This window comes from Streptomyces sp. TLI_053 (genome assembly GCF_900105395.1).
Taxonomy (GTDB): Bacteria; Actinomycetota; Actinomycetes; order Streptomycetales; family Streptomycetaceae; genus Kitasatospora.
On the sequence record NZ_LT629775.1, the window covers coordinates 7,734,107 to 7,753,865 of the forward strand.

General features: G+C 74.6%; 16 protein-coding genes. 8 read left to right on the top strand and 8 right to left on the bottom strand.

Annotated elements, in window-relative coordinates; genetic code table 11:
* Positions 1-146: 146 nt before the first annotated feature.
* Positions 147-671 (bottom strand): GNAT family N-acetyltransferase, encoded by a 525-nt coding sequence (locus BLU95_RS32390; protein WP_197698644.1) that lies wholly within the window; start codon positions 669-671, stop codon positions 147-149.
* 47 nt (positions 672-718) lie between these two features.
* Positions 719-1,390 carry an Rv1733c family protein gene (locus tag BLU95_RS32395; RefSeq protein WP_093863102.1) on the bottom strand — a complete coding sequence of 224 codons (672 nt, stop codon included), beginning with the start codon at positions 1,388-1,390 and terminating at the stop codon, positions 719-721.
* A 396-nt stretch (positions 1,391-1,786) separates the two neighbouring features.
* On the opposite strand from BLU95_RS32395, the gene BLU95_RS32400 reads away from it, so the two are divergent.
* From BLU95_RS32400 to BLU95_RS32410, 3 genes are read left to right on the top strand one after another with little or no spacing between them, the layout of a single operon-like run.
* The gene (locus tag BLU95_RS32400) at positions 1,787-2,311 is read left to right on the top strand and encodes a PadR family transcriptional regulator (protein ID WP_093863103.1); all 525 of its coding nucleotides are present in this window, start codon (positions 1,787-1,789) and stop codon (positions 2,309-2,311) included.
* On the top strand, positions 2,308-3,018 hold the full coding sequence (locus BLU95_RS32405) for an ABC transporter ATP-binding protein (RefSeq protein ID WP_093863104.1): 711 nt from the start codon (positions 2,308-2,310) through the stop codon (positions 3,016-3,018). The genes BLU95_RS32400 and BLU95_RS32405 overlap by 4 nt, the downstream gene beginning before the upstream one ends.
* Positions 3,015-5,273 (top strand): FtsX-like permease family protein, encoded by a 2,259-nt coding sequence (locus BLU95_RS32410; RefSeq protein WP_093863105.1) that lies wholly within the window; start codon positions 3,015-3,017, stop codon positions 5,271-5,273. Before BLU95_RS32405 ends, BLU95_RS32410 begins: the two co-directional genes overlap by 4 nt.
* A gap of 87 nt (positions 5,274-5,360) precedes the next feature.
* Here BLU95_RS32410 and BLU95_RS43470 read toward each other — a convergent pair whose 3' ends face one another.
* Together BLU95_RS43470 and BLU95_RS32420 are read right to left on the bottom strand one after the other, a co-directional pair.
* Entirely contained in the window at positions 5,361-5,813 is a 453-nt protein-coding gene (locus tag BLU95_RS43470) for a nucleotide triphosphate diphosphatase NUDT15 (RefSeq protein WP_159425075.1), read from the bottom strand.
* Between the two features lie 110 nt (positions 5,814-5,923).
* Entirely contained in the window at positions 5,924-7,447 is a 1,524-nt protein-coding gene (locus tag BLU95_RS32420; RefSeq protein ID WP_093863107.1) for an SDR family NAD(P)-dependent oxidoreductase, read from the bottom strand.
* 296 nt (positions 7,448-7,743) lie between these two features.
* Here BLU95_RS32420 and BLU95_RS32425 point away from each other — a divergent pair, with 296 nt between their 5' ends.
* The gene (locus tag BLU95_RS32425; RefSeq protein WP_093863108.1) at positions 7,744-9,183 is read left to right on the top strand and encodes a GuaB1 family IMP dehydrogenase-related protein; all 1,440 of its coding nucleotides are present in this window, start codon (positions 7,744-7,746) and stop codon (positions 9,181-9,183) included.
* Here BLU95_RS32425 and BLU95_RS32430 read toward each other — a convergent pair.
* The 3 genes from BLU95_RS32430 to BLU95_RS44540 all read right to left on the bottom strand — a co-directional run bounded on the left by BLU95_RS32430 (position 9,144) and on the right by BLU95_RS44540 (position 11,807).
* Positions 9,144-10,043 carry a DUF5995 family protein gene (locus BLU95_RS32430; protein ID WP_353653518.1) on the bottom strand — a complete coding sequence of 300 codons (900 nt, stop codon included), beginning with the start codon at positions 10,041-10,043 and terminating at the stop codon, positions 9,144-9,146. The two genes, BLU95_RS32425 and BLU95_RS32430, sit on opposite strands and share 40 nt — an antisense overlap.
* 87 nt (positions 10,044-10,130) lie before the next feature.
* On the bottom strand, positions 10,131-10,526 hold the full coding sequence (locus BLU95_RS32435; RefSeq protein ID WP_093863109.1) for a DUF3224 domain-containing protein: 396 nt from the start codon (positions 10,524-10,526) through the stop codon (positions 10,131-10,133).
* 165 nt (positions 10,527-10,691) lie between these two features.
* Complete coding sequence (locus BLU95_RS44540; protein WP_286158592.1) at positions 10,692-11,807, bottom strand: PP2C family protein-serine/threonine phosphatase; 1,116 nt, start codon at positions 11,805-11,807, stop codon at positions 10,692-10,694.
* Between the two features lie 285 nt (positions 11,808-12,092).
* Between BLU95_RS44540 and BLU95_RS32445 the strand changes: the two genes are divergently transcribed.
* The 4 genes from BLU95_RS32445 to BLU95_RS32460 all read left to right on the top strand — a co-directional run bounded on the left by BLU95_RS32445 (position 12,093) and on the right by BLU95_RS32460 (position 15,903).
* On the top strand, positions 12,093-13,034 hold the full coding sequence (locus tag BLU95_RS32445; protein ID WP_093863111.1) for a pseudouridine synthase: 942 nt from the start codon (positions 12,093-12,095) through the stop codon (positions 13,032-13,034).
* A 111-nt stretch (positions 13,035-13,145) separates the two neighbouring features.
* A complete protein-coding gene (locus BLU95_RS32450) occupies positions 13,146-14,924 on the top strand; it encodes an MFS transporter (protein ID WP_231977938.1) in 1,779 nt (592 codons plus the stop codon).
* Complete coding sequence (locus BLU95_RS32455; protein WP_093863112.1) at positions 14,921-15,412, top strand: MarR family winged helix-turn-helix transcriptional regulator; 492 nt, start codon at positions 14,921-14,923, stop codon at positions 15,410-15,412. Before BLU95_RS32450 ends, BLU95_RS32455 begins: the two co-directional genes overlap by 4 nt.
* Positions 15,413-15,486: 74 nt before the next feature.
* Positions 15,487-15,903: a peptidoglycan-binding domain-containing protein gene (locus BLU95_RS32460; protein ID WP_093863113.1), complete on the top strand. Its 417-nt coding sequence runs from the start codon at positions 15,487-15,489 to the stop codon at positions 15,901-15,903.
* Positions 15,904-15,947: 44 nt separating this feature from the next.
* On the opposite strand, the gene BLU95_RS32465 is transcribed toward BLU95_RS32460, so the two are convergent.
* Complete coding sequence (locus tag BLU95_RS32465; protein WP_093863114.1) at positions 15,948-19,676, bottom strand: SpoIIE family protein phosphatase; 3,729 nt, start codon at positions 19,674-19,676, stop codon at positions 15,948-15,950.
* Positions 19,677-19,759: the final 83 nt, after the last annotated feature.

A 19,759-nucleotide genomic window follows, 5' to 3' on the forward strand; every position in this document is an offset into this window, starting at 1 on the left:
GCCGCCCCCGTGCCGGTCCCCTTCCGGTGCGTGCCCGGTCGGCTGCCCCATCGTAAGGGGCCCGGCGCGGGCCCGGGAGGGCCGCCGTTCCTGCGCGGCCCTTCCTGCGCGGCCCTTCCCGCGCCGCCCTTCCCGCGCCGCCGGCCTCAGGGCCGGGTGGCAAGGAAGGCGTCGAACTCGGCGCCGTACCAGCGGGTGGTGCGGCCCTGTGCGGTCATGCCGAGGCGGCGGCAGACGGCGGCGGAGCGGTCGTTGCCGGGGCGGACCACGGCGTGGATCTCGGTGAGGCCGTCGGCGAAGCCCTTGGCGAGGGCGGCGCCGGCGGCCTCGGTGGCGAAGCCGTGGCCCCAGGAGTCGGGGTGCAGGTGCCAGCCGACCTCGATCTCGCCGTCGCCGCTGCCGTCCTCGTCCGGCAGCGGGATCAGGATCACCGAACCGACCACCACGCCGGTGTCCCTGCGCTCCAGGGCCCAGATCCCGTAGCGGGGGTCGGCCGAGCGCTGCCGCCAGCGGTCGATCACGGCGGGCACCTCGGCGGGCGACTCCAGGACCCGCGGGGTCGCGCCCAGCCAGCGGGCGACCTCCCAGCGGGAGTAGGTGTCGTACGCCCGGTCGGCGTCGGCGTGGGCCCAGAGGCGGGCGGTCAGCCGTTCGGTGCTGAACGAGGACAAGGGGGTCTCCATCGGGTGTCCGGGTGTTCGAGGGCGCGCGGTGCCGTTCAGTCGTCCTGGGGCTGGCTGGCGCGGCCGGACCAGCGGGGTTCCCAGTGGGCCCAGGAGCGTTCCCAGTCGCGGTCGGCCCGCCGGTCGAGGGCGCGCAGCCGCAGGGTGAGCAGGCAGCCGATCAGGGCGGCCAGGCTGGCGGCTCCGGCCAGGCCGGTGCAGGCCACCCCGACGGCCAGGCCGATCGCGGTGGCCGGGGGAGTGGCGGGCCGCCCGTCGTCGTCGACCCAGAGGGTGACGGTGGATCCGGTGGCGGCGCTGCGCGGGACCTCGACGGTGCCGGTGCGGGCCAGGCCGTCGGGGGCGGTCCAGGAGAGCGAGGTGTCGACCCGCTTCTCGTAGCCGCCGCTCCACCGGCCGGCGCCGGGGTCCTCGGCGCGGAGCCGGCCCAGGACGAGTGCCTCGGTGCGGTGCAGCCGGCCGCGTTCGGCCTCCGCGGTGCGTCCGGCGGCGCGGTGGCCGAGGACGGCGGCGGCGGTGATCCCGGCCAGGCCGAGGAGCAGGGCGAGGCCGGCGGCGAGCCAGGCGCGGCCGCGGGCGCGGTCGACCGGGCGGGCGAGGGGTTCGCGGGCCCCGACGGTGCGTCGGCGGCCGACGGCGCGGCGCAGCGCGCGGCCGGCCCGCCGGGGCGGCGGCACGGTGCGGGCCGGGCGGGGTGTCCTGGACACGATGCGTGCTCCTCACGGCGGTTGGCGTGCGTGGGCCCCGTCGGACTCCAATTTCCCCCGGCACCTGCCCCGGGCACAAGAGTCGGTCGGGCGGTCCGGTGCGGGACTCCCGGCCCCGGCCGCGCTCCGGGACCGGGACGTTCGGCCCTCGGCGGGACGGGGGTGGGGGCGGCAGGCTGGCACCGGCCGCGTCCCCGTGCCGGGGGCGCGGTGGTCCGGCCCGCTGTGGGGGCTCGCCGGGCCGCCGTGCAGGGCGGGGGACGGGGTTTGGGGCCGTCCCCCGCTCGCGGCGTTCTCTGACCGGTCTTCAGTCGCGCGACACGACGTTCTTGCAGCTCAGAGCCGTATTCTCGCGAGCTATACACTCGGTGTATATCTCTGGTGTATGTTCCTCCCATGAGTGTTCCCCTCACCCTTCTCGGGCTACTGGAGCGCGAGCCGAGCCACGGCTACGACCTCAAACGCGACTACGACGCCCTCTTCGGGCGCGGCAAGCCCCTGCCGTACGGTCAGGTCTACTCCACGCTCGGCCGCCTGGCCCGGGACGGCAAGGTCGTCGCCGGCGAGGCCGAGCCCGGCGACGGGCCCGAACGCAAGCGCTACGTCATCACCGAGGCCGGGGTGACCGAGTTCGAGCACTGGCTCGCCGAGCCCGTCGCCCCCGAACCCACCCTCCAGTCGGTGCTGTTCACCAAGGTCGTGCTCGCCCTGCTGCTCGGCCGCGACGCCGAGGCGTACCTCGACACCCAGCGCGCCGCCCACCTGCGCCGGATGCGCGAACTCACCGAACTGCGCCGCACCGGCCCGCTGGTCGACGGCCTGCTCGCCGACCACGGCCTCTTCCGCCTGGAAGCGGACCTCCGCTGGATCGACCTCACCACTGCCCGCCTGGACGCCCTCGCCGCGGAGGTACGCGCATGAGCCCCCTGATAGAAGCCCGCGACATCGAACTCGCCTTCGGCGAGACCCCGGCCCTGCGCGGCGCCAGCCTGGCCGCCGACGCCGGGGAGGTGCTCGCCGTGATGGGAGCCAGCGGCTCCGGCAAGTCCACCCTGCTGCACTGCCTGGCCGGCATCCTCGTTCCCGACGCGGGCGAGGTCCACTTCGACGGACAGCGGATCGACCGCCTCGACGAGAACCGGCGCAGCGCCCTGCGGCGCGACGCCTTCGGCTTCGTGTTCCAGTTCGGCCAGCTCGTCCCGGAACTGACGGCCGAGGAGAACATCGCCCTGCCGCTGCTGCTCGGCGGCGTCCGCCGGAGCGCCGCCCTCGCCGAGGCCCGCCCCTGGTTCGCCCGGCTCGGCCTCGACGGCCTCGGCGGCCGCCGCTCCGGCGAACTCTCCGGCGGCCAGGCCCAGCGGATCGCGCTCGCCCGCGGCCTGGTCACCCGCCCCCGGGTGCTGTTCGCCGACGAGCCGACCGGCGCCCTGGACTCGCTCACCGGCGAACAGGTCATGGAACTGATGGTCGGCGCTGCCCGCGAACAGGGCACCACCGTCGTCCTGGTCACCCACGAACCGCGGGTCGCCGCCTACGCCGACCGCGAGGCCCTGGTCCGGGACGGCCGGGCCCGGGTGCTCACCAACCCGTACACGCCGGCCGCCGCCGCGGAGCGGGTCGCCCCGTGATCCCCTTCGCGCTGCGCCTCGCCGTCAGCGGCGGCCGCCAGGCCGTCGCCCGACTGCTCACCATCACCGCCGCGACCGCCATCGGCGTCGGCCTGCTGCTCTCCACGCTCGCCGCCGTCAACGCCGTCGGCGCCGCCAACGACCGGGTGCTCTGGGCCAACAGCGGCGCCAAGAGCCGCACCGAGAGCGGCACCGGGAGCGGCACCGGGACCGCGGCCGCCGACCCGCTCTGGTGGCGCGACCGCACCCCCGAGTACTACGACGGCCACGAACTCCTCCTGGTCGAGGTCGCCGCCACCGGACCGGCCTCGCCGGTCCCCCCGGGCCTGTCGAAGCTTCCCGCCGCGGGCGAGTACTACGCCTCGCCCGCCCTGGCGAAGCTGCTCCGCGAACGCCCCGCGGACCAGCTCGCCGACCGCTTCCCCGGCCACCTCGCCGGAGAGATCGGCAAGGCCGCCCTCGCCTCCCCGGACTCCCTGGTCCTGGTGAGCGGCCAGGACCCGGCGGCCCTCGCCGCCCGCCCCGGCGCCCGCCAGGTCACCTCCATCGCCACCGCCCTGCCTCCGGCCTGCGACGGCGACTGCCCGGGCAGCGGCGTCCGCGGCGACGCCATGACCCTCATCCTCTCGGTGGTCGCCGGCGCGCTGCTCTTCCCCGTGGTGATCTTCATCGGCACGGCCACCCGCCTGTCCGCCGCCACCCGGGAGCAGCGCTACGCCGCGATGCGCCTGGTCGGCGCGACACCCCGGCAGATCACCCTGATCGCGGCCGCCGAGTCCACCGTGGCCGCCGTGGCCGGCACCGTCCTCGGCTTCGGCGTCCACCTGCTGCTGCGCCCGCTGGTCGCGACCGTGCCGTTCACCGGCGACCGCTTCTTCGTGGACGACCTCGCCCTCACCCTGCCGCAGGCGCTGGCCGTGCTGGTCGGCGTCCCGGTGGCGGCGGCCGTCGCCGCCCGGCTCGCCCTGCGCCGGGTCACCGTCTCCCCGCTCGGCGTCAGCCGCCGGACCACCCCGAAGCCGCCGTCCGGGTGGCGGGTGGCCCCGCTGCTCGCCGGGCTCGCCGAACTCGCCTGGTTCGTCGGCCGCCGCCCGCAGACCACCGACGGGCAGACCGCCGCCTATCTGACCGGCTTCCTGGTGGTCATGGTCGGCCTGGTGGTCGCCGGTCCCTGGCTCACCATGTCCGTCGCCCGCCTGGTCGCGGCCCGGACCAGCCGGCCCGCCACCCTGATCGCCGTCCGGCGGCTCGCCGACGACCCGAGGGCCGGGTTCCGCTCGGTGGCCGGTCTGATCCTGGCCCTGTTCGTCACCACCGCGACCGTCGCCGTCATCGGCACCATCGACACCAACCGCGGCACGCTCGGCGGCGACCCGGAGACCCGGGTGGCGGTGGAACACGGCGCCCTGCCCGGCGACCCCGTGATGGCCGACGCCCTCCCGGCCCCGTTCCTCGCCGAGCTGCGGGCCGTCCCCGGCTACCGGGGGGTCGCCGTCGCCCACGCCAACCCGGACGGTCTGGCGCACGACCCCACCGCGCCGCCGGACTGGCCCGAGGCGTCCCTGGTGTCCTGCGCCGACCTCGCCCGGACCCCGGTGGTCGGCCACTGCGCCCCCGGCGCCGAGGTCGCCGCGGTCGAGCCGTTCGGCTTCCTGAGCCTCACCTCCCAGGCCGCGCGGGAATGGCCGACCGCGCCGATCAGTGCGGCGGAGGCCGACCGGCTGCCGGTGCTGTCGCTCTACGTGACCACCGACGGGAGCACCGCCGCCAAGGAGCGGGTCCGCACCCTGCTGACCCGGACCTTCCCGGAGCAGCACGCCCGGATGGTGCAGGACTTCGGCTCCGCCCAGCAGAAGACGCTCGCCGGCTGGCGCCAGCTCGCCGACGTGGTGCTGCTCACCACCCTGCCGATCGCCGGCTGCAGCCTGGCGGTGAGCGTGGTCGCGGGCCTGTCCGACCGGCGGCGGCCGTTCGCGATGCTCCGGCTCACCGGGGCGCCGCTGCGGATGCTGCGGGCGGTGATCGGCCTGGAGAGCGCCCTGCCGCTGCTCCTGGTGTCGGCCGTCGCGATCGGGACGGGCTTCGGCGCGGCCGCGATGTTCCTCAAGTCGCAGATGGACTACGACCTGGTGTCGCCCGGTTGGGTGTACTTCGGGCTGGTGCTGTTCGGGCTGGTCGCCTCGCTCGGGATCATCGCCTCGACGCTGCCGCTGCTGAAGCGGATCACCGGTCCTGAGGCGGCCCGCAACGGCTGACCCCGGGCTCGGCCGGACGTGCGGACCCCGCCCCCTGGAAACCGCCCAGGGGGAGCGGGGTTCACGCGTGTGCGGACCGGCGGGTCGTCAGCGCAGGACCGGGTACGCGTGCGTCCCCGGCCGGGGCGCGAAGCCCAGCTCCGCCCGCCAGGTGCCCAGCACCAGCCCGGACGGGTAGAACATCGGCTCCGGCAGCGCGTCCAGCGGCAGCCGCTCCCAGCCGCCGCAGGAGGCCGGCTCCATGACCACCGCGGGCGCCAGGCTCGGCGGGGCGAGCACCGCGGCGGTGAGCCGGGGTCGGCCGAGCTCGTGGTCGAGCAGCACCGCGAGCACCCGCAGCTCCTCGGCGGGCAGCACGATCCCGGTCTCCTCGGCGAGTTCGCGCGCGGCCGTCCGCTCGAAGGACTCGCCGGGATCGACCTTGCCGCCGGGAAGGCTCCAGGTCGGCGGCTCGCCGGCCGTGGTGCGACGGCCGATCAGCACCCGGCCGTCCCCGGTGGGCACGATCACTCCGGCGCCGAGCAGCGGTGCGTGGGTCACGTCGGTTCCTCCGAACGGGGGTGACGGGGTGACGGTGCGACAGGGGACGGCGGGACGGCGCCGCAGGGGGGTGGCGGGACGGCGCGGTGCCGCGCCGTCCCGCCGGGCGGCTACCAGGCGGCGCGGTCGAAGTCCTTGAGGAAGCACCCGTAGAGGTCCTCGCCCTGCTCGCCGCGCACGATCGGGTCGTAGACCCGGGCCGCGCCGTCGACCAGGTCGAGCGGGGCGTGGAAGCCCTCGTCGGCGAGGCGCATCTTGTCCGGGTGCGGACGCTCGTCGGTGATCCAGCCGGTGTCGACGGCGGTCATCAGGATGCCGTCGGTCTGGAACATCTCCATCGCGCTGGTGCGGGTGAGCATGTTGAGCGCGGCCTTGGCCATGTTGGTGTGCGGGTGTCCGGCGCCCTTGTAGCCGCGGGTGAAGACGCCCTCCATGGCGGACACGTTGACCACGTACTTGCGGCGGGACGCCGAGGCGGCCATCGCCGGGCGGAGCCGGCTGATCAGGATGAACGGCGCGGTGGAGTTGCAGAGCTGCACCTCCAGCAGCTCCACCGGGCCGACCTCGCTGACGGTCTGCACCCAGCTGTTGGTGTCCGCGAGGTCCGGGACCAGGCCGCCGGCGTCGATCGCCGTCCCGGCCCGGATCCGGTCCGGCGTCGCCGAACCGGTGACCAGCGCGAGCGAGGTGACGTCCTCGGCGGAGATCCGCTCGGCGCCGTCCGAGGCCTGGTGCGGCAGCGCGGGCAGGTCGACGCTGCCGCTGTTGAACCGGCCGATGGTGGTCGACTGCGGCAGCTCGCCGGCCGGCAGCGGCGCCGACTCGGCGGCGACCAGCTCCCGGTAGGACTCGGGCGGGCGGCGCACGGTCTGCGCGGCGTTGTTGATCAGGATGTCCAGCGGGCCGTCCGCCGCGACCTCGTCGGCCAGCGCCATCACCTGGGCCGGGTCGCGCAGGTCGATGCCGACGATCTTCAGCCGGTGCAGCCACTCGGCACTGTCCGGCATCGCGGTGAAGCGGCGGATCGCGTCATTGGGGAAGCGGGTGGTGATGGTGGTGTGCGCGCCGTCGCGCAGCAGCATCAGCGCGATGTACATACCGATCTTGGCGCGGCCGCCGGTCAGCAGCGCGCGCTTGCCGGTCAGGTCGGCGCGGGCGTCGCGCCGGGCCCGGTTCTTGGCCGCGCAGCCCTGGCAGAGGTTGTGGTAGAACGCGTCGACCTCGACGTAGCGCTGCTTGCAGATGTAGCAGGAGCGGGGGCGCTCCAGGATCCCGGCGATCTCCGTGGTGGTGACGGTGGTCAGGCCGAAGGCGCCGGCCGTCTCGTCGTCGATCCGGCTCGGGGCCCCGGTCGCGGTGCGCGCGGTGACGTCGCGGTCGTTGGCGGTCTTGCGGGCCCGGGTCTCCTGGCGGCGGCGCTGCTTGAGGGTGCGGAATATGCCGCCGACGGCCTGGCGGACGGTGATCGCGTCCGGGTGGTCGACGTGCAGCTCGTCCAGCTCGGCCAGCACCTCCAGGCAGAGCCGGAGCCGCTCGGGATCGAGGCCGGGGCCGTAGTCGATCTCCTCGGTGTCCGCCTCGCCCCGCCGCTGCCCGCTGTCCACGCCCGCTGCTGCCGTCAGTCCCGCCGCCATGCCTCTGCCGTTCCCGCTCGCCTCGCCGATCACGGCGTTCGCCGCGTCTACCGCGTGAATGCTACGGGAGCGGCCCCGGCCGGGGCGAAAGTCCGGGATTTGGAGGATCCTCCATATCTACGCGCGGAGCTTTGATCATGGCTTGTACGCAGACCCAGCAAACAGCGGCCAGCTGGCGTTTGTCCTACCGGTACCGGAGAATCGAACGTTGGGTGCAGGGGCGCCCGAGTGCGCCCTGCGGCCGTGCCGCACCCGCACCCGAGGTGTAATTTCTCCCAGCCAGAGAGCCCCGTTTCATGCGCTTCCTGAACGACCTCATGCCCTCGTACGACCTCACGTACGACGACGTCTTCATGGTCCCCAGCCGATCCGCCGTGGGCTCCCGCCAGGCTGTCGACCTCTCCTCCAACGACGGCACCGGCACCACCGTCCCGCTGGTCGTCGCCAACATGACCGCCATCGCGGGCCGCCGGATGGCCGAGACCGTCGCCCGCCGCGGCGGCCTGGTCGCCATCCCGCAGGACATCCCGACCGAGGTCATCGCCGAGGTCGTCGGCTGGGTCAAGCAGCGCCACCTGGTGCACGACACCGCCATCACCCTCGACCCCGGCGCCACCGTCGCCGAGGCGCTCTCGCTGCTGCCCAAGCGCGCCCACGGCGCGCTGGTCGTGGTCGAGGACGGCCGCCCGGTCGGCGTCGTCACCGACTCCGACTGCCAGGGCGTCGACCGCTTCACCTCGCTCGCCGAGGTGATGTCCCGCGACCTGCTGCTGCTCGACGAGGACATCGACCCGCGCGACGCCTTCGACCGCCTCAGCGAGGCGCACCGCAAGCTCGCCCCCGTCGTCGACCGCGACGGCCGCCTGGTCGGCCTGCTCACCCGCAAGAACGCGCTGCGCGCCACCCTCTACACCCCGGCCGTCGACGCCGCCGGCAAGCTGCGGATCGCCGCCACCGTCGGCATCAACGGCGACGTCGCCGGCAAGGCCAAGGCCCTGCTGGAGGCCGGTGCCGACACGCTCGTCGTGGACACCGCGCACGGCCACCAGGAGTCGATGATCAGCGCGCTGCGCGCCGTGCGCGGGCTGGACCCGCAGGTCCCGGTCGTCGCGGGCAACGTCGTCTCGGCGGCCGGTGTGCGCGACCTGGTCGAGGCCGGCGCGGACATCCTGAAGGTCGGCGTCGGACCGGGCGCCATGTGCACCACCCGGATGATGACCGGCGTCGGCCGCCCGCAGTTCTCCGCCGTGCTGGAGTGCGCCGCCGAGGCCCGCCGCCTGGGCAAGCACGTCTGGGCCGACGGCGGGGTGCGCCACCCGCGCGACGTCGCCATGGCGCTGGCCGCCGGCGCCTCCAACGTGATGGTCGGCTCCTGGTTCGCCGGCACCTACGAGTCGCCCGGCGACCTCCAGACCACCGCCGACGGCCGCCAGTACAAGGAGTCCTTCGGCATGGCCTCCAAGCGGGCCGTGAGCAACCGCACCGCCCAGGACTCCTCGTACGACCGTGCCCGCAAGGCGCTGTTCGAGGAGGGCATCTCGCACTCCCGGATGTTCCTCGACCCGGCCCGCCCGGGCGTCGAGGACCTCATCGACTCCATCGTCGCGGGCGTGCGCAGCTCCTGCACCTACGCGGGCGCGGCCAGCCTGGAGGAGTTCCACGAGAAGGCCGTGGTCGGCATCCAGAGCGCGGCCGGCTACGCCGAGGGCAAGCCGCTGCACTCCAGCTGGGCCTGATCACCGCCCGGCGCCCGTCCGCCGGTGGCCGGTCCGCTCCTCGCCACGGGGAGCAGGCCGGCCACCGGCGTGCCGGGCGCCTGCGCGTCGAGCGCCGGTACGTCGGATTCCAGTGCGTCCGGCACCGGTACGTCGGCTGCGAGCGCGTCGAGTGCCGGTACGTCGGCCGCCGGGTCGCGCAGGCCCAGCGGCAGGAGCAGTGCACGGCCGAGCAGCCCGACCGCCCCGTCCAGCGCCGTCGCGCAGGCCCGCGCTGCCGACGGGCGCCCGCGCAGCCCCCAGAGCAGCCGCACCGAGCCCCAGGCGGCCTCCCGCGCGGTGTCGACCGACCACGCCCCGATCCGGTGCGTCATCGGCTCCAGCCGCTCCAGTACGTCCGGTCCGGGCATCAGCTGCTCGCGCACGGCCGTCTCGACCCCCGCCAGCAGACCGTTGATCCGGTGGTAGTCGTCCTCCAGCTGCTCCGGCTCCCGGCCGAGCCGACGGCAGGTGTCGACGACGGCGAGCGGCAGGTCGTGCTGGATGTGGGCGTTCATCCCGGCCAGTGCGAACTGCAGCGGGTGCACCTCGGGGTCGGCGCGCAGCTCGAACAGCGGCCGCCAGCAGGCCGGTGGCCGCCGCCCCGCCGCGACCGCGTCCACCGCCAGCAGGTAGCGCCCGGCGAAGAGCACGTCCAGCTCGGCGACAGCGGTCGGGTCGGCGAACCCGTCCAGCCCGGCCCCGACGCCCTCGGTGACCGTCAGGTACATCCGGTTGAACACCGCCACCCCGTCGGTGGGCGGGAGTTCGGCCGCGATCGCACGCAGCCGCCGGACGACGCCGTCGATCCCCCGCGCCCCGTCCGTGATCCCTGTGGGCACCCCGGCCATCCGTCACCCTCCGACGTCGATCGTGTATTGATCGCATCATCGTGACAGGAGTCGGAGGAGCCGCACAGGCGCCGCGCCTCAGCCCAGTTCGTACTCCAGGACGTACGTGTGCCGGCCCTCCTCGTCCACCTCCAGCTCGAACACCCCGGTGATTCCCGCCAGCTCGCCCGTGCCGGTGCCCGCGACCACCCGGATCGCCAACCGCTCGCCGTGGCTCCCCGGCGCCGAGTGCTGCAGCACGAACGACCCCTGCCGCCCGTCCAGCGCGCCCGTGAACCGCTCCACCGCCACATAGGCGGCCGGGCCGCCCGCGCCGTCCAGGACCGACAGCATCCGCACCACGCTCGCCCCGGTCAGCCCGCCCGTGAACTCCTTGGTGATCCGGACCCGGCCGAGCGTCGCGCCCGGCTGCGCGTCCGTCTCCTCCGGCTCGAACGCCGTCACCTCGAAGGCCCCGCTCGCCCTGCCGCCCATCGCACCGTCCCCTCGACGAAAGCCCGTGCGCCCGGTCGGTACCGACCGCGGGACCACCCTCGCACGCCCCACTGACAACCGCCCCGGAACGGCGGGCGGTCGGCTGCGGGCCGGTCGCTGCTCGCCGGTCGCCGGTGACCGTGTGCCGGTCACCGTGCGCGCCGCTCACCGGTCCCAGCGGACGGCGAGCGCCGCCGCGTCGTCGGCGAGGCCGCCCGGGGCGACCCAGGAGGCGAGGTCGGGCAGCAGGGCGTCCATCAGGTCCTCCGGCGTCCCGGCCGGGAGTGCGGCGAAGCGGTCGGGGAGGGGGTAGAACTCGCCCGCCGCGTCGCGGGCCTCGGAGACCCCGTCGGTGTACAGCAGCAGCAGGTCGCCGGGCCACGGGTCGACCGGCTCGGCGGTGTAGCGGCCGTCGCCGAGCAGGCCGAGCAGGCCCAGCGGCGGGGTGTGCCGGGAGGGGACGAGCTCGGTGACCCGGTCGGCACGGCGCAGCAGCGGGTGCGGGTGGCCGCAGTTGACCAGCAGGGCCGCGTTGTCCCCCCGGTCCACGCCGAGCAGCACGGCGGTCACGAACCGCCCGTCGGCGGGGCGCCCGGCCAGCGCGGCGTCCAGGTGCTCGGCGAGCCTGGCGAGGTCCGGTTCGGTGCGCGCGGCGGTGCGGAAGGCGCCGAGGACGTCCGCCGCGGTCTCGACGGCGGGCAGGCCGTGGCCCTGGACGTCCCCGAGCAGGATCCGGATCCCGAACGGCGTGTCTACCACGTCGTACAGGTCCCCGCCGATCCTCGCCTCGGCGGCCGCGGCCACGTACCGGACGGCGATCCGCAGCGGCCCGATCCGTTCGGGCGGTGGGCGCAGCAGTGCCCGCTGGGCCGCCTCGGCGACGGTCCGCACCTCGAACAGTTCGCGCTCGCGGGCGGCGATCAGCACGACGTTGGCGGTACTGGCGAGGGTGGTGGCGGTGATGGTGACCAGCGAGACGAGGTGGACGGAGGCGGGCAACTGGGAGTTGAGGTCCTCCAGCAGGCCGGCCACGACCACGGCGGCCGCGCCGGTGGCGAGCGGTACCCGGGCCCGGCGGGTGGTGGCCCCGACCAGGACGGGCGCGGCGGCGAGCACGGGGGAGAGGGTGCTGCCCGGGCCGGTCAGCAGGTCCGTCACCACGGCCGCGACCAGCAGCAGGAAGGCGCCGCCGAGCAGCAGCCTGGTCCGCCGCGGCAGCCGCGGCGGCGGCACGGCGCCCGGTGCCGCGGCGCCCTCGGGGTCCTCGCCGCTCGCGCTCACGCACCCGCCTCCAGGCCGCTCGACGGGTCCGACCGCTCGACGGCCGGACCACTCCGCTCGGGGGCGGCACCCGTCGGGGTGCCGCCCCCGCCGTCCACTCCGTCCCCTTTCGTCGACTCCGCCCCCTTCGTCCACTCTCCACCGCCGACCGCCGCACCGGCATCCCGGCGGTCGAGCGGGGTCCGTCCGCCGTTCCCCGCCCGTGCGCCGTCCCGCGCCCGCCCGCCGTCCCCCGCCGGTGGGCCGTCCGTCCGCCGTCCGGGACGAACTAGGCTGACGGACGCGATGAGACGAAGGAGCGCGGCCCCGACCTCCCCCCTGCCCCAGCGGCAGGGGGTCGATCCGGTGCATCTGCGGCTGCCGGTCACCGGCGGCCCGTGGGAGACCGTGCGGGAGTACCTGGGCGAGCGGTTGCCGGCGGTCGCGGCGGAGCGGGTGGACGGTCTGCTGCGGGCGGGGGAGGTGGTCGGCGAGGACGGCAGGTCCGTCGGTCCGGCCGACCCGTTCCGGCCGGGAGCCCACCTGTGGTTCTACCGGGAGCTGCCGGCCGAGGTGCCGGTCCCGTTCGAGCTGGAGGTGCTGCACCGGGACGAGCACCTGGTGGTGGTCGACAAGCCGCACTTCCTGGCCACCACCCCGCGCGGGCGGCACGTCGTGGAGACGGCGCTGAGCCGGCTGCGGCACACGCTGGCCCTGCCCGCGCTCAGCCCGGCGCACCGGCTGGACCGGTTGACGGCGGGGCTGGCGATGTTCGTGGTGCGGCCGCAGGACCGGGGCGCCTACCAGTCGCTGTTCCGGGACCGGCTGGTCCGCAAGGAGTACCGGGCGGTGGCGGCGTTCGACCCGGCGGTGCAGCTGCCGCGCACCGTGCGCAGCCACATCGTGAAGGAGCGCGGGGTGATCGCCGCCCGGGAGCTGGACGCGCCGCCGAACAGCGAGAGCCGGATCGCGCTGCTGGAGCGGCGCGGCGGGCTCGGCCACTACCTGCTGCGACCGTCCACCGGCCGCACGCACCAGCTGCGGCTGCACATGAGCGGGCTGGGCCTTCCGATCCTGGGCGACCCGGTGTACCCGGTGGTGCTGCCGGAGCCGGCCCCGGACGACTTCCGCCGGCCGCTGCAACTGCTCTCCGCCGCGATGGAGTTCACCGATCCGCTGACCGGCCGTCCGTGCCGCTTCGAGAGCCGCCGGACCCTGGCGGCCTGGTCGGACCCGGAGTCCTGGTAGCCGTGCCCGTGGGGGTCTTCTCCCGCGGCCACGGACGGAGTAATTTAGTTGACCTCAGCTAAATATTCCCGGGCCCGGCCGGGCCCGGCCCATCCGGGGGAGGACGGGGCGATGGACGTGGACACGGACCACCCGCGCTACAAATGGGTGGCACTCTCCAACACCACACTCGGCATGCTGATCGCGACGATCAACTCGTCGATCGTGCTGATCTCGCTGCCCGCGATCTTCAACGGCATCCGCCTGGACCCGCTCCGGCCCGGCAACGTCGGCTACCTGCTGTGGATGCTGATGGGCTACATGCTGGTCACGGCCGTGCTCGTGGTCACCCTCGGCCGGCTCGGCGACATCTGGGGCCGGGTGCGGATCTACAACGCCGGCTTCCTGATCTTCACCCTCACCTCGGTCGTCCTCTCCCTCGACCCGCTCCAGGGCGGGGGCGGCGCGCTCTGGCTGATCGGCTGGCGCGTGGTGCAGGCGGTCGGCGGCGCGATGCTGATGGCGAACTCCGCCGCGATCATCACCGACGCCTTCCCCGCCCGGCAGCGCGGCATGGCCCTGGGCGTCAACATGGTCGCCGCGATCGCCGGGTCCTTCGTCGGGCTCGTCCTCGGCGGACTGCTCGCCGAGTGGAACTGGCGGTCCATCTTCTGGGTGAACGTGCCGATCGGCGTGATCGGCACCGTCTGGGCCTACCGCTCGCTGCGCGAGACCGGGGTCCGCCGCCCGGGCCGCATCGACTGGTGGGGCAACATCACCTTCGCCGTCGGCCTGACCGCCCTGCTCGCCGCGATCACGTACGGTATCCAGCCCTACGGCGGGCACACCATGGGCTGGACGAACCCGTGGGTGCTGGCCGGGCTGCTCGGCGGCGCCGCCGTGCTCGGAGTGTTCGGCCTGGTCGAGAGCCGGGTCGCCGAACCCATGTTCCCGCTGCGGCTCTTCCGCGATCCGGTGTTCACCGGCGGCAACCTCGCCACCCTGCTGGGTTCGGTCGCCCGGGGCGGGCTCCAGTTCATGCTGATCGTCTGGCTCCAGGGCATCTGGCTGCCGCTGCACGGGTACGACTACGCCGACACCCCGCTCTGGGCGGGCATCTACCTCGTCCCGCTCACCGTGGGCTTCCTCGCCGCCGGGCCGGTCGCCGGGTACCTGTCCGACCGGTTCGGGGCCAGGCTCTTCGCCGCGGGCGGCCTGCTGGTGATGGCCGTCTCCTTCGCCGGCCTGCTCGCCCTGCCCACCGACTTCGGGTACCCGGTGTTCGCGCTGCTGGTCTTCCTCAACGGCCTCGGCGGCGGCCTGTTCGCCGCGCCCAACACCGCCCTGGTGATGTCCAGCGTGCCCGCCGCCGACCGGGGTGCCGCCTCCGGCATGCGGGCCACCTTCCAGAACGCCGGCATGGTGCTCTCCATCGGCGTGTTCTTCTCGCTCATGGTCGCCGGCCTGGCCGGTTCGCTGCCGCAGACCCTCTCCGACGGGCTCACCGCCCAGGGCGTGCCCGCCGCGGACGCCCACACCGTCGCCCAACTGCCACCGGTCGGCACGCTGTTCGCGGCGTTCCTGGGCTACAACCCGATCCGCGAACTGCTCGGCCCGCAGGTCCTCGCCCAGGTGCCCGCCGCCGACGCCGGGACGCTCACCGGCCGGGAGTTCTTCCCCCACCTGATCTCCGGGCCGTTCCACGACGGCCTGGTGGTGGTGTTCTCGCTCGCCATCGCGATGTCGCTCGTCGCCGCCGTCGCCTCGCTGCTGCGCGGGCGCGCCGGACGGGCGGCCGCCGCGGCGGGGACGGGCGACGGTAGCGGCGACGACGGCGGTGACGGTGGTGCCGGCAACGGTGCTGACGGTGCCGGCAAGGCCCGGGCGGCGACCCGGGGGGCGGGCTCGTGACCGCCCCGGAGCAGGCCGGACCGGCGCCCGGGCCGGAGGCCGGGGGAGCGGGACCGGGCCCGCTGGACGCGGCGGCCGTCGCCCGGCTGCGGCTGGTGATCGCCCGGCTGCACCGCCGGCTCGCGCAGTCCTCCGCCGGTCAGGAGTTCACCTTCGCCCAGCAGTCCGCGATCGCCAGGATCGAGCAGCACGGACCACTGCGGCTCGGCGAACTCGCCGCCCTGGAAGGGGTGTCCGCACCCTCCATGACCCGCACCGTCGGCCCGCTGGTGACCTCCGGCGTGGTCGAACGGCTCCCCGACCCCACCGACGGACGGTCCTTCCTGGTCGCCGTCGCCCCGGCCGGCGCCGAACTGCTCGCGGGCATCCGCCGACAGCGCTCCGAACACCTCGCCCGCCGGGCGGAGGCGCTCACCCCGGAGGAGCAGGGGCTGCTGCTCGCGGCCCTGCCGGTGCTGGAACACCTGCTGGCGGCCGAGGACGCCTGACCTCGGTCCCTGGCCCTCGCAACGCCCGGATATGATCCACCGTCCGATCGGATGATCATCCGGAAAGAGGTCCCATGCGACTCACCCGTCTCCTCCGGCGCGGCGCGACCGTCCTGGCCGCCACCGCCCTGCTGGGCTCCGGCGCGGTCACCGCCCACGCCGACCCCGGTCTCCCCAACACCGGCTACGGGTACCCGAACTGGTCCCACACCGTCCGCTGCATCCAGTACTACGTGAACCAGCTCACCGACGTGCACATCCTGGAGGACGGCCGGTTCGGGCCCGAGACCGATCTCGGGATCCGGCGGATCCAGAAGCTGGCAAGCACCGATTGGGCCGCCGCCCCGCTCGTGGTCGACGGCGTCTTCGGCAAGGCCACCGGCCAGGCCGTGCTGGAACGCGTCAAGTACCACCCCTGGCTGGTCGACAGCTTCGAGAAGGCGTCCAACTGCGGCCACTACGTGCCGTCGTACACCGTCGTCCTCAACTGACCACCCCTCGGCGGGACGGTCCCCGGGCCCGTCCCGCCGGGTACTCACCGCTCCGACAGCCCCGGCGGCAGCTCCAGTTCGAACCACACCACCTTGCCGTCCGGCGTCTGCCGGGTGCCCCACCGGTGGGCGAGTTCGTTCACCAGGTGGATGCCGCGCCCGCCCTCGTCCTCCTCGGCCGCGCGCCGCATCCGGGGCGAGCCGGCGTCCCGGTCGGCCACCTCCACGGTCAGCGTGCGGTTGCACAGCAGCCGCAGCCGGGTCGGCGAACCCGCGTGCACCAGCGCGTTGGTGATCAGCTCGCTGGTCAGCAGCTCGGCCCAGTCGGCCAGTGGCGCCAGCCCCCAGCCCGTCAGCGTCTCCCGGGTGAACCGGCGCGAGTGGGCCACCATCGCGTGGTCGTCGTCGAGCGCGAGGGTGGCGATGCGGTCCGAACCGGCCGGCCGGGCCTGCGCCATGATGACCGCGATGTCGTCCTCGCTGCTGCGGCCGGTGAGTTCGGAGAGCACCGCGTCGCAGGTCTGCTCCAGCGAGCCGCGCCGGTCCGCGATGGTGCGGCACAGCAACTGCAGCCCCTCGTCCAGGTCGCGGCCGCGCCGTTCGACCAGACCGTCGGTGTACAGCGCCAGCAGACCGTCCTCCGGGAGGGTGAACCCGACACTCTCGAACGGGACTCCGCCGACCCCGAGCGGCGCGCCGGGCGGCAGCTCGACCAACCGGGCGTTCCCGTCCGTGTCGGCCACCACCGGCGGCAGGTGGCCCGCACAGGCGGCGGTGCAGCTCCGGTCGACGGGGTCGTACACGACACAGACACACGTGGCGAACTGGCCCTCGCCGATCGCCGTGGTGGCCTCGTCCAGCCGCTGCATCACCCGGTCCGGCGCCAGCTCCAGGGTGATCAACGTCCGTGCCACCGTACGGAGCTGCCCCATGGTCGCGGCCGCCCTGATGCCGTGCCCCATGACGTCGCCGACCACCAGCGCGACCCGGCCCGAGGAGAGCGGCACGACGTCGAACCAGTCCCCGCCGACCTCGCTCACCACACTGCTCGGCAGATAGCGGTAGGCGATCTCCAACCCCAGCGTGCGGTGGATCTCCTGCGGCAGCAGGCTGCGCTGGAGGGTCAGCGCCGTCTCCCGCTCCCGCCGGTAGAGCCGGCCGTTGTCGATCGCCAGCGCGGTGCGGCCGACCAGCTCCTCGGCCAGCGCCCGGTCCGCCGGACCGAACGACAGCGGATTGCGGGTACGGATGAACTCCGCGCCGCCCAGCACCAGTCCGCGCGCCAGCAACGGCACCATCAGGTACGAGTGCACACCCGCGTCCAGGCCCGGCTGCACCCGGTCCTCGGACGCGACGATCCGCCGCAGCGCGGCCTCGTCGACCTCCGACACCAGGATGGACCGCCCGCTGCGCAGGCTCTCCGCGTACACCTGGGCCGACTGCGAGGTCTCGCCGACCGCGTCCGCCGCGTCCGACATCAGCCCGTCGGCGTCCAGCTCGCCGACCGCCACCGCCCGCATCAGCACCGAGCCGTCCGGCGGCACGGGCGCCGGGTCCTCGCCGCCGAGCACCGCCTCGCGCAGGTCGACGGTCACGAAGTCGGCGAACCGCGGAATCACCACCTCGATCAACTCGTGGGCGGTGCGGTAGAGATCGAGGGTGGTGCCGATCCGGTTGGACGCCTCGTTGAGCAACGACAACCGCTGCTGCGCGGCCCACGCCTCGTCCAGCGCGCGCTGCCGCGCCGCCGCCGCGTCCCGCTCCCGGGTGAACAGCAGCGCGTTGTCGATCGACACGGCCGCCCGCACCGCCAACTCCCCGGCCAGCGCGAGGTCGTCGTCCTCGTACGGGCGCTCCACCACCGTCCGGTAGAACGCCGCGACGCCGACCGGCGAACCGCGCGCGATCAGCGGCACCACCATGAACGCGCGGACCTGCTGCTCGTGCACCGCCGCGGCGCGCACCGGATCGTCCCGGAACCAGGCCATCCCGGCCTCGTCCATCCGCGGCACCAGCACCGGACGGCGGTGGCGGAGCGCCCACGCGTACGGGGAGGAGGCCGGGAACCGGTGCACCCCGCCGCTCCGGTCGATCGGCCGCAGGGTGGAGCGGTCCGCCGAATGGAAGGCCATCCGCCGCAGCACCGCCGAACCGTCGCCGGACGGCCGCGCCTCGCGCTCGCCGCGCACCAGGTCGTCCAGCACCTCGACCACCACCGTGTCCGCCAGCCGGGGCGTCGCCACGGCGGCCAGCTCCTCGGCGGTCTGGGTCAGGTCGAGAGTGGTGCCGATCCGGGCGGACGCCACGTTGACCAGCGCCAGACGCTCCTGCGCGGCCTTCGCCTCGCGCAGCGCCTGCTGGCGGGCGAGCACGATCTGGTGCTGGCGCAGGTAGAGCCGGGCGTTGTCGATCGCCACGGCGGCCCGCGAGGCCAACTCGTCACCGAGCGTGATGTCGGCCTCGGCGAAGGACTCCCGTTCGCCGCGCCGGGAGTAGACGATCATGCCGAGCGTGGTGCCGCGCGCCACCAGCGGCGTGATCCGCACCGAACGCGGACGGTCGCCCAGGAACGCTTGCCGGCGGCTCTCGGTGATCGCGTCGCTCAACGGCGGCAGCTCCCACGACGGCACCACCACCGTCCGCCCGGTGGCCAGCGCCCGCGCGTACGGGGTGTCCGGGGTCACCTCGTACACGGTGTCCACCGGCAGCGCCTCGGCCGGGTACAGCGGATCGGAGGTCGCCAGGGCCAGCCGGCGCACGTGCTGCGGCGCCGCCGGGTCCAGCGGCTCGACGTTCCGGCCGGCCGCCAGCGCCTCCAGCGCGAAGACACCGCTGATGTCGGCCACCTTGGGCACCATGGCGTCGGCCAGCTCCCGGGCGGTCTGCCGCAGGTCCAGCGTGGTGCCGATGGAGGCGGTCGCCTCGACCAGCAGGGCCAGCCGCTCCTGCGCGCGGGCGGCCCGGGCGTCGGCCCGGAAACGCTCGGTGATGTCGATGATGGTCGAACTCACGCCCAGCACCCGCCCGCCCGGCTCCTCCAACCGGAAGTAGGACGCGGACCAGGCGTGGTCGTGCGTCGGATCCCCCGGGGTGCGGCCGTGCGAACGGGCGTCCAGCACCGGTTCGCCGGTCTCCAGCACCCGGCGCATCACGGCCTCGCTCTCCGCACCGTTGATGCCCGGCAGCAACTCGGTCAACCGGTGCCCGAGGTGCCGCGCGACCGGCAGCCCGTTGACCCGGGCCAGCGCCTCGTTGATCCGCACGAACGCGAGCTGCGCGTCGTAGACGGCCATCCCGACCGGGGACTGCGAGAAGAAGCCGTCCAGCACCGCCAGGTCCGCCTGGATCCGACGCAGCGTGGTCACGTCCGAGGCCACCGCGAGCACCAGCGGGCTGCCCGCCGGACCGGCGATCGGATGAGTGCGGAACTCCAGATTGACGTGGTGCCCGTCCCGGTGGCGCACCGGGAACACACCGGACCAGCCGCGGCCGTCCACGATCTTCTGGAACAGCTCCAGCACGCCCGGCCGCTGCTCCTCCGAGGCCAGCAACTGCGCGGCCCGCGCACCGATCGCCTCGGCCGCGGAGTAGCCGAGCAGCGCCTCGGCATCACTGCTCCAGTGCAGGATCCGGCCGTCGGCCTCGATCAGCGCCGTGGCGATCGGCACCATCAGCAGCGCGTCCGGGCCCTCGGCCGGCTCCGGCCGCGGCACAGGGCCGGACGGCACCCGCCCGGGCCCGCCGGCCTCACTCTCACGACGCTCGTTCACCATGCTCGGTCACCATGGGCCAGCACCGCCCGGAGATCGTCTCCACCAGCCCTGCCATCCTCCCACGCACCCCACCACCCCCGCGC